At 64.7% G+C, this 10,066-nt stretch carries 10 protein-coding genes; 5 read left to right on the top strand and 5 right to left on the bottom strand.

The genetic code is table 11. The annotated features are described in order from the left end of the window. Window positions 1-6: 6 nt before the first annotated feature. Complete coding sequence (locus KIT10_12835) at window positions 7-615, bottom strand: Holliday junction branch migration protein RuvA (protein MCW5900145.1); 609 nt, start codon at window positions 613-615, stop codon at window positions 7-9. A gap of 162 nt (window positions 616-777) precedes the next feature. On the opposite strand from KIT10_12835, the gene KIT10_12830 reads away from it, so the two are divergent. Beyond that, complete coding sequence (locus KIT10_12830) at window positions 778-1,476, top strand: NAD-dependent deacylase (protein ID MCW5900144.1); 699 nt, start codon at window positions 778-780, stop codon at window positions 1,474-1,476. On the opposite strand, the gene KIT10_12825 is transcribed toward KIT10_12830, so the two are convergent. Further along, complete coding sequence (locus KIT10_12825) at window positions 1,473-2,228, bottom strand: T9SS type A sorting domain-containing protein (GenBank protein ID MCW5900143.1); 756 nt, start codon at window positions 2,226-2,228, stop codon at window positions 1,473-1,475. The two genes, KIT10_12830 and KIT10_12825, sit on opposite strands and share 4 nt — an antisense overlap. Window positions 2,229-2,483: 255 nt before the next feature. On the opposite strand from KIT10_12825, the gene KIT10_12820 reads away from it, so the two are divergent. The 4 genes from KIT10_12820 (at window position 2,484) to KIT10_12805 (ending at window position 7,158) form a co-directional block, all read left to right on the top strand. Continuing rightward, complete coding sequence (locus KIT10_12820; GenBank protein ID MCW5900142.1) at window positions 2,484-3,977, top strand: T9SS type A sorting domain-containing protein; 1,494 nt, start codon at window positions 2,484-2,486, stop codon at window positions 3,975-3,977. Window positions 3,978-4,081: 104 nt separating this feature from the next. Continuing rightward, the gene (locus tag KIT10_12815) at window positions 4,082-4,582 is read left to right on the top strand and encodes a TlpA family protein disulfide reductase (GenBank protein ID MCW5900141.1); all 501 of its coding nucleotides are present in this window, start codon (window positions 4,082-4,084) and stop codon (window positions 4,580-4,582) included. A gap of 8 nt (window positions 4,583-4,590) precedes the next feature. After that, window positions 4,591-6,291 (top strand): hypothetical protein, encoded by a 1,701-nt coding sequence (locus KIT10_12810; GenBank protein MCW5900140.1) that lies wholly within the window; start codon window positions 4,591-4,593, stop codon window positions 6,289-6,291. Between the two features lie 6 nt (window positions 6,292-6,297). Further along, a complete protein-coding gene (locus tag KIT10_12805; GenBank protein ID MCW5900139.1) occupies window positions 6,298-7,158 on the top strand; it encodes an Omp28-related outer membrane protein in 861 nt (286 codons plus the stop codon). A gap of 15 nt (window positions 7,159-7,173) precedes the next feature. Here the strand turns inward: KIT10_12805 and radA are convergent, their stop codons facing one another. Genes radA through KIT10_12790 form a run of 3 tightly spaced genes read right to left on the bottom strand, consistent with a single transcriptional unit; the run spans window position 7,174 to window position 10,065 of the window. Next, entirely contained in the window at window positions 7,174-8,556 is a 1,383-nt protein-coding gene (radA, locus tag KIT10_12800) for a DNA repair protein RadA (protein ID MCW5900138.1), read from the bottom strand. Then, on the bottom strand, window positions 8,546-9,052 hold the full coding sequence (gene rfaE2, locus KIT10_12795) for a D-glycero-beta-D-manno-heptose 1-phosphate adenylyltransferase (GenBank protein MCW5900137.1): 507 nt from the start codon (window positions 9,050-9,052) through the stop codon (window positions 8,546-8,548). Before rfaE2 ends, radA begins: the two co-directional genes overlap by 11 nt. Continuing rightward, window positions 9,049-10,065 carry a flippase-like domain-containing protein gene (locus KIT10_12790; GenBank protein MCW5900136.1) on the bottom strand — a complete coding sequence of 339 codons (1,017 nt, stop codon included), beginning with the start codon at window positions 10,063-10,065 and terminating at the stop codon, window positions 9,049-9,051. The genes rfaE2 and KIT10_12790 overlap by 4 nt, the downstream gene beginning before the upstream one ends. Window position 10,066 lies beyond the last annotated feature (1 nt).

The raw sequence follows: 10,066 nt of genomic DNA, 5'->3' as shown, positions 1-10,066 counted from the left end.
CCTCCCTCAGATATGCTTCAGCGTCAGCTTGATCAGCTCTTCCAATGCCGGTGGTTCCGAGGCGTGGTCGCGCAGAACGGCTTGCAGGGACCGTTCGGCCTTCGCCCGGTCCAGACCGAGCGAGACCAGTGCCGATAACGCCTCGGCCCGGAGTGTATTGCCCGCCCCCGCGACCGCCGCGGACGGCAGGCCGGTGGACAGTGGCGCCTTGCCCTGCAACTCGCTGATGATCCGTTGCGCCAGCTTCGGCCCGATGCCCTTCACCCCTTTGAAACTCGCCTCATCGCCCAGGGCGATCGCCTCCTCCAGCCCCGCCAGGTCCCGTGCGCCCATGATGGCCATGGCCAGGGTGGCGCTCACGCCCTGCACCTCGATCAGGCGCCGGAACATGGCGCGCTCATCGGGTCGCAGGAATCCGTGCAGTCGATGTTCGCTCTGGCCCGAACGCACATCCACGGTGACCCCGTAATGGACGAACACACGGCACGCGCCGCGGTCGGGCATGCGCGTCAAGGTCATCGCGGAGACATGCACGAGGTAACCCACGCCGTGGCATTCCACCACCACGTGGTCCGTCGCTTTCAGCAATAGCTCACCGTTCAGGCTGTCGATCATCCTGGCCCCTGGGATACTGGCTTCCTTAAGGTAGGGGGAGTAACGGTGCGGCTATGGGCGCGGGGGTTGGTGCCTCGGGAAGGGGCCCGAAAATAAAGGAATGCTTCACACCTGTCGCAAGCGTGGGGCGAACAGCATTTTCATAGGGATACCTTTCGGACCATGCGGCGACCGCGTTTGGTGGCCTTCACCGGGGCCGGTATCAGTGCCGAAAGTGGCCTGCGCACCTTCCGCGACGGTGATGGCCTGTGGGAGGAATACCGGATCGAGGACGTGGCCACCCCCGAGGCCTGGCAACGCGACCCGAAGCTGGTGTTGCGTTTCTATGACGAGCGGCGCGACCAGGTCCTGAAAGCCGCGCCGAACGCGGCCCATGAGGCCCTGGCCAGGCTGGAGGAAGCCTTTGACGTCCGGATCGTCACCCAGAACATCGACGACCTGCACGAACGGGCCGGCAGCTCGTACGTGCTGCACCTCCATGGCGAGATCCGCAAGGCGCGCAGCACCGCCGACCCCGATCTGTTGCTGCCGGTGGAAGGCGGCATCCTGCCCTGGGGGGCCACATGCCCCTTGGGTTCCCAACTTCGGCCGCATGTGGTCTGGTTCGGCGAAGCGGTGCCGCTGCTTCCCCAGGCCGCACGCATCGTGGGTGAGGCAGAGGTCCTCATCGTGGTGGGCACCTCCCTGCAGGTCTGGCCTGCGGCAGGGCTGGTGGATATGGCACCACCGGACTGTTCCCGTTATCTGGTGGACCCGAAGGCCCCTGCATGGACAGCATCAGCGATCGTCCACATCAAGCGATCGGCCAGCGAGGGTGTGCCCTGGCTGGCCGATAGATTGTTGGCGGGGGAGGTCCCTTAATGGGTCACCACCAAGCGCCGGGTGCCCAGCATGCGGCCACCCTGCTCCAGATTCACGAAGTAGATGCCACTGACGAGGTCGGCGGTGGGAAGCACCAACCGCCCTTCGGCACGCAGCGGAGCGATGGTCTTCACCCGTTCGCCCAGCGCGTTGTATACCACCAGGGAGGCGTTGCGCGTGTCGCCGGGCAGGCGGTAGTCCATTTGCACCGGCTGACCCGCTGTGGGGTTTGGCCAAAGCGTCATGTCCAGGCTGGCCAATGGGGATTCCAGAATGCCCACCGTGCCGCCGAAGTCGATGTCCACCCAGCTGCTGTCCGCCCCGTTCGGGTTGGCCATGTCATACCATACAAAGCGGAAACGCGTCACGGCCGTCTGTCCCTCCGGCATGTAATAGGCTCCGAAGTCGCTATAGGTCCAGGCAGGGTTCAGGTTCAAGGGGTGTTGGGAATCCCATGAAAGGTTGACGCCGGAGGCCACCGGCAGATAGCAGACGCCCCAGCAGAAGAAGTTCTGCGAACCCGCCACCGGCCAGATCTCATAGCGGCGCACATTCACCTGCTTGGGTGTGGATCCGGTGAGTTCGGCATAGACCTTCACCGTATCCGTATGGTAGCCCGGCGTGAGCGGCTTGTGGATCAGGGAACCGTTCACCGTGTTGCCCCCGCCATCGGTCAGGGTCACAATGCCCTGGGCGGCGGCTTGGAGCAACGACAGGGCGGCAAGGGGGAAAAGGGCGTAGCGTAGGATCATGGGGATCGACGGTCGTGGTGGACTAGGACGGCGACACAAAAATAGGCCACTGGCATGGAGGTCATCAGGGTAAGGATCAAGCTGATGCATCATGGGCCGGGGATAGGATCCCAACGGCGATCTCTTTCCATGGGCAAGGGGTCTATTGAGGTGTACCGCCTTGCACTATGTTCGTTCCGCCCAAACCCGCCGGCCGCACCACAGCACGTCCGGGCCCGAAGGCATATCGCTCTCGACAAACCCAATCGGATGATCATGACACACGGAAGACTACTCTTTACGCCCGCCCTGGCCATGGGCATCGCGGCAGCCGCCACCGCGCAGAACTGGACGGCCACCGACATCAACGGTGTGCAACACAACCTCCAGAGCTACCTGAACCAGGGCAAGACCGTTCTGGTGGACCTGAGCGCCCACTGGTGCGGTCCTTGCTGGCAGTGGCACACCGGCGGCGTGATGCATGAGTTGATGCATGAATTCGGCCCGGAGGGCACCAATGATCTGATGATCTTCTTCATCGATGCCTCCACCAACCCGCCGAGCACGATGAACCTGATCAACGGCATCGGCTCCACCCAGGGCAACTGGGCAGCTGGCACCAACTACCCGATCATCGGCCCCAACGGCCAAGGCAATGTGGTGGGCAGCCAGTACAACTTCAATGCCTTCCCCACCTTGTTCGTCCACTGCCCCGGCGGCGGCCCCGCGCAGACCATCCAGCGCAGCAACCTGTGGCAGTTCTTCCAGAACTGGCGCAACATGTGCCCGGCCCCCTTCCAGAACGGCCCCAACGACGCCACCCTGCTGAACGACGACAAGGAGAGCTGCCCCGGCGACCCGATCAACACCATTCTATACAACGCCGGCACCAGCCCGCTCACCTCGGCCACCGTTCAGTTGAAGAACGGCAACACCGTGGTGGAGACCATCAACTGGACCGGCAGCCTGGCCCCGCACCAGTTCCAGAACATCAACTTCGCCGCCACGGCCACCACGCCCATGACCTATGAGGCCGTGGTCTCCAGCCCCAACGGGCAAACGGATGACAATCCGCAGGGCAACTCGGAGAACATCCAGGTGGCCATCGCGCCGCAGATCTCCGGAGCGGTGGAAGTGAAGGTGCGCACGGACAACTATGGCAACGAGTTCTACTGGCGCATCGTGGACGGCAACGGCGCCGTGATGGGCCAGGGCGGCAACTCCTATGTGGCCAATAACCACGGCACGGGCCAGTTCCCACCGCCGCAGACCCCCCCGGGCACTTACGGCAACAACCAGACGTACACGCAGGTGGTGAACCTGCCCAACGTGGGTTGCTACACCTTCGAGGCCTATGACTTCTTCGGCGATGGCATCTGCTGCGCCTACGGTCAAGGATTCTTCGAGGTGAAGAACCTGTCCAACAACCAGATCGTGATCAACGGCGGCAACTTCGGCGGCAGCACCAAGCACAAGATGCTGCAGACCGTCACCGGCGTGGAGGAGAACCTGCTGGACGAGGGGCTGGCCATCTACCCCAACCCCACCGACGGACTGCTCTTCGTGAACCTGGACCTGCGCACGGCCGCCACGGTGAACCTCACCCTGTTCGACATGCTGGGCGCGGTGGTGATGCAGAACGCCCATGGCTTCGGCCCCGGCGAGCAGCGTGCCACCCTGGACCTCAACGGCCTGGCCAACGGCACCTACTACCTGAACATCCTCGCCGATGGCATGACCGCCACGCGCAAAGTGGTCGTGAACCGCTGATCGCGTGACGTACGAATAGAGAAGAAGCACAAGGCCAGCGGTTCGGCACGATGATCGTCCGTCCGCTGGCCTTCGTGCGTACCCTCCCCCACGAAGTCATCTCCATGCGCTCCATCGCCATACTCCTCGTCTCCCTGTTCGGTCTCTCCCTCGCCACGGCGCAGAACCTCGCCAAGCTTCCGGCCACCCACCTTTCCACCCTGGACGGCAAGAAGGTGGACGTGCGCAAGTGGAGCAACGAAGGCAAGCCCATCATCATCAACTTCTGGGCTACCTGGTGCGCGCCCTGCAAGAAGGAACTCTCGGCCATCGCCGACGTGTACGATGACTGGCGCGCGAAGACCGGTGTGAAGCTCATCGCCGTGAGCATCGACGATGCCCGCAGCATGGCCCGTGTGAAGCCTTATGTGGATGGCCAGGACTGGGATTATGAGGTGTACCTCGACCCCAATGGTGACCTGAAGCGCGCCTTGAACGTGAACAACGTGCCGCACACCTTCCTGATCGATGGCAACGGCGACGTGGTGTGGCAGCACAACAACTACGTGCCCGGCGACGAGAACCAGCTCTTCAAGAAGGTGCTGGAAGTGGCCGGCAAGAAGTGATCCGCCACATGTGCCCCGACCACCGCACCCTGAGGTGCGCGCTGTCCATCTCCTTGCTGTTCCTGGCCGCCATGGGCCGGTCGCAGGAAGGCGCGCAGATCAGTGGCAACTTCAGCACCGACGCGCAGTACTACAACGAGGACGAGGACATCAATGCCGTGGTGCCACCCGAAAGACTGTCGGCACAGGGCTGGATGAACCTGATCTACACCTGGAAGAACTTCGAGGCCGGCGGCCGCTTCGAGAGCTATGAACCGGCCCTGGCGGGCTATCCCGCCGGCCAGCCTTGGCGCGGCAGCGGCGTGGGCTACCGCTACGCCAAGTACACCATGAGCGACCTGGAGGTCACCGTGGGCAACTTCTTCGAGCAATTCGGGCAGGGCATGATCTTCCGCAGCTACGAGGAGCGCTACCTCGGCGTGGACAATGCCATGGATGGTGTGCGCCTCCGCTACACGCCCTACCGCGGCGTCCGCCTCAAGGGTGTCTACGGCCGCCAGCGCTTCGCCTTCGACAATGGCTTCACCAAAGGCGCGGGACTCGTGCGCGGCATCGATGTGGAAGTATCGCTGAACGAATTGTTCGACACGCTCTGGACCAGTGCCCACAACCTGACGATCGGCGGCGGCTTCGTGAGCAAATACCAGGAAGATCGCGACCCCCTGTTGGTGCTGCCCGAGAATGTGGGCGCCTGGGCCCTGCGCGCCAACTGGACCACCCCGAGGCTGAATTTCTATACCGAGTACGCCTATAAGATCAACGACCCCAACGTGCAGAACGGCTTCATCTACAAGCCCGGCCAGGCGCTGCTGGTGAACGCCACCTGGTCCACCAAGGGCTTCGGTGCCAGCGCGGGCGCGCACGCCTTCGACAACATGTTCTACATGAGCGATCGCGGGGCGCCCACGCCCTTCGACCTCAACATCAACTTCCTGCCGCCGCTGGCCAAGCAGCATACCTACAACCTGCCCGCCACCCTCTACCCCTACGCCACACAACCGAACGGCGAAGTGTCCGCGCAAGGCGAAGTGTTCTACAAGTGGCGCAAGGGCACCAAGCTCGGCGGCAAGTATGGCACCCGCATCGCGCTCAACTACAGTGTGGCCTGGTCGCTGGACAGCAGCGCGCTGGATGACCTGGGCACCACACGCCAGGGATATCGCACCTCGTTCTTCTCCCCGGGTGAGGACCTGTACTTCCAGGACGTCAATGTGGAAATACGCAAGCGCATCAGTGAGAAGTGGGAACTGGCCCTCACCTACATCGATCTGGTATACGACATCGACATCATCCAGGGCAAGCCCGGCAAACCCGTGGTTTACGCGGGTATGGCCATCGTGGAGGGCCTCTACAAGTTCAACGACCGCAACTCGGTGCGTTTCGAGGCGCAGCACCTCAGCACCAAGCAGGACCAGGGCAACTGGGCCACGGTGCTGGCCGAGTTCACCTTCAGCCCGCACTGGTTCCTGGCCGTGATGGACCAGTACAACTATGTGACGCTGGATGACACCTTCCTGCAGGACGGTAAGGAAGAAGTGGAACCCCTGCGCCTGCACTACCCCATCGGCTCGGTGGGCTACATCCGGGGCGGCAACCGCTTCCAAGTGAACTACGGCCGCCAGCGCGCGGGCATCTTCTGCGTGGGCGGCGTGTGCCGCGTGGTGCCCGCGGCCAACGGTCTTACCTTGTCGATCACCAGCACTTTCTGACAGGATATGACCATCACAAGGACCGCGATCCTGTTCGCCGCATCCACCCTGTTCTTCGCTTGCGACCAGGTGAATGAACCCATTCCGCCCGGCGGCGGCGGTGGCGGCGGTGGCGGCACGGTGGTGACACGCCGTGTGCTGTTGGAGGAGTTCACCGGACACCGCTGCAGCACCTGTCCCGCCGCGCACGTGGTGGCACAGCAACTGAGCACCTTCTATGGCGACCAGCTGATCATCGTGGGCATCCACGCCACCAGCACCTTCGCAGCGCCGGTCTCACCACCGAATGCGGACGGCAGCTACTCCACCGATTTCCGCACCCCGGCGGGCGATGCCTACACCACGGCCTTCGGGGTGAGCTTCCTGCCCACGGGCGTGGTGAGCCGCAAGCCATACAACAACAGCATCACGCTGAGCCAGGGCAATTGGGGCAGCGCCATTGGTGCGCTGGTCGGCCAGGAGGCCGATGTGGACCTGTGGGTGGAGAGCATCGACCACAATGCGGGCGCGAACACCGTGGGCGCCGTGATCAAGGCCGCTGTGTTGAAGCCCATCGGGACCGAATTGAAACTCACCCTGTATCTGCTGGAGGACCATGTGATCGACTGGCAGATCAACCAGCAGGCCACGCCGCCGGACATTCCCGACTACGATCACCGCTACGTGCTGCGCACCAACCTGAACGGCACCTGGGGCGAAGCCATGGTACCCACGGGGGCCCAGCCCGGTGACACGCTCACGCTCAGCTATGCCGGTGTGGCCATGGACCCCGCTTGGAACCCGGCGAACTGTTCGTTGGTGGCCTACCTCTACCGCGCGGACGGCTACGAGGTGATGCAGGCCGCGCAGCGGAAGTTCCAGCCCTGATCGCCCGTCAGCACTTCAGCCGAACAAGCGGGCGAGCACATCGTCCACCCGATCCACCAGCACCGCTTCGATGCCCTTGGGCACGGACAAGCCCTTGGTGCCAGCCGGCAGGAAGACACGGCCAAAGCCCAGCTTGGCGGCCTCGGCCACGCGCTGATCGCTGCGCGCCACGGGGCGGATCTCGCCCGTGAGGCCCACTTCGCCGCAGAACACGGTGTCCATGGGGATCGGGATGTCGGCATTCGAGCTGAGCACGGCGCAGACCACCGCCAGATCGATGGCCGGCTCCTCCACGCGGAAGCCGCCGGCGAGATTGAGGAAGACGTCCTTCGCACCAAGCCGGAAGCCACAGCGCTTCTCCAGCACGGCCAGCAGCATGTTCAGGCGGCGCAGGTCGAAACCCGTGCTGCTGCGCTGGGGCGTGCCATAGACCGCGCTGCTCACCAGGGCCTGCACCTCGATCAGCAACGGACGCTGCCCTTCCATGGTCGCCGCCACGGCCACACCGCTGGGGCGCTCGCGGCGGTCGCCCAGCAGCACGCGGCTCGGATCCTCCACGGTGGCCAGCCCGCTGCCGCGCATCTCATAGATGCCCAGTTCGTTCGTGCTGCCGAAGCGGTTCTTCAGCGGCCGCAACAAGCGGTAGGCATGGTCGCGGTCGCCCTCGAATTGCAGCACCACGTCCACCATGTGCTCCAACACCTTCGGCCCGGCGATGAAGCCATCCTTGGTGATGTGGCCGATCAACAGCATGGGCACACCGGTGGTCTTCGCGAAACGCATCAACTCCGAAGTGCATTCGCGCACCTGGCCCACGCTGCCGGGACTCGCGTCCAGCACGGCGGTGTGCAGCGTCTGCACGCTGTCGATCACCACCAGGTCCGGCTTCAGTGTTTCGATGTGCTTGAAGATCCGCTGCGTGTTCGTTTCGGTGAGGACGAAGCAGTCGCTGTCCGCCGATGCTGCGCGGCCGGGTGCCGCGAGCCGTTCCGCGCGCATCTTCACCTGGTGCTCGCTCTCCTCGCCGCTCACATACAGTGTGCGTGTGTGCGGCCCGTTCATGGCCACCTGCAACAGCAGGGTGCTTTTGCCGATGCCCGGCTCACCACCGAGCAGCACCATGCTGCCGGGCACCAGCCCACCACCCAGCACGCGTGTGAGTTCGGGATCGCCCAGCGGAATGCGTGGCCCGTCCTGCGCGGGGATGTCCGCGATGGCCACCGGCTTGGGTTGTTTGTCCTGCAGGGACCGGGGCAGCCCGCGCTTCTCCTCCACACGGTCGGCCACCTCCTCCACCAAGGTGTTCCAGGCCTTGCATTGCGGGCATTGCCCCAGCCATTGCGGTTGGCTGGCGCCGCAACTCTGGCAGACGAACCTGGATCGGACCTTAGCCGCCATGGCGGATGCGTTCCACCAGGGACGTGGTGGAGAAGCCCTCCACGAGCTTCAGGCTGTGCACCTCGCCGCCATTGGCGCGCACCAGTTCAGCGCCCACGATGCGGTCCTCGGTCCAGTCGCCGCCCTTCACCAGCACATCGGGGCCGATGGCCTGGATCAGTTCCAGCGGGGTGTCCTCATCGAAGATCACCACGGCGTCCACCAGGCGCATGGCGGCCAGCACCAGCGCACGGCTGTCCTGGTCGTTGTAGGGGCGGTCGGCACCCTTGCCCTGGCGGCGCACACTGGCGTCGCTGTTCAGCCCGATCACCAGACGATCGCCCAGTGCGGCGGCCTCGCGCAGGTACTCCACATGGCCCCGGTGCAGGATGTCGAAACAGCCGTTGGTGAACACGATGCGGTCGCCCTTCATGCGCCAGATGTTGCACAGGCGCTGCAGTTGCACCAGGTCCATCACGCGGCGGTCGGCAGGTGCGGTGGTGGTCTCGGTGCTCATGGCTGGGGCGGGGCGCTTTTGCGGGCGACCAAAAGTAGCGAGAGACCTCCGAGCGCGATGATCATCACCGTTTGCACGGTCCAGAGCAGCCAGCCCATGGCCAGGGCATCGGGCCGGATGAGGCCGCCACCCTCGGGCGCGGCCATGTAGATGCCGGTGATCAGCGCCACGAAGGCCGGGTACACGCCGATGCCGCCCTGCACCAGGATGATGCCCAACGATCCGGCGATGAAGGCGGCCATCACCCCGGCCATGGGCACGGCGGCGGTTTCCGGCAGGGCCTGATAGCCCACGGCGAACATGGCCACATAAAGGCCCCAGATGAGGAAGGTGTGCAGCAGGAAGGGCAGCTTGTGCTTGGTGCCCAGCACCGAAGCGATACCGTCCACCAGCCCGCGCAGCACGCCGCGCAGGACCGCCCTCCAGGCGGGCCGCGAGAGCACCAGCGCGATGCCCGCCACCACCGCTGCGGCCGCCAGCGCCCACCACCAGGGCGATATCGGTTCCACCTGACCGGCTTCCCGGGCGGCGCGGAACCGGACGATGCGCTCCTGGATCGTGTCCAGCTTGTCCAGTTGCAGCAGCAGCGTGACCGCCGCGATGCCCAGGAGCATCACCATGTCCACGGCGCGTTCGGCGAGGATGGTGCCGAAGCCGCGCTCGAAGGGCACGCCGTCGGTGCGGCGCAAGGTCATGGCGCGGCTGGCCTCGCCGGCCCGGGGCAGCAGCAGATTCATGAAATAGCCCGTGATGGTGGCGTGGTAGCTGTTCCAGAAGCCCACGCGGTGGCCCAGGTGGTCCAGCAGGTAGCGCCAGCGCCAGGCGCGGCTGGCGTGGCTGGCCCAGCCCAGCAGCACGGTGAGGCCCAGCCAGCCCCAGTGGGCCTGCCCGAAGGCGGTGAAGAGCTCGGCGCGCTGGCTTTCGTCCAGCTGCCGGTAGAAATACACCACCAGCCAAAGGCCCAGGCCCAGCGGAACCAGGATCCGGAGGCCGCCGAGGAGGGCCTTCTTCATG

The organism is Flavobacteriales bacterium (assembly GCA_026129465.1).
Lineage (GTDB): Bacteria > Bacteroidota > Bacteroidia > Flavobacteriales_F > PHOS-HE28 > PHOS-HE28.
This window is presented reverse-complemented; position numbering and strand designations above follow the sequence as displayed.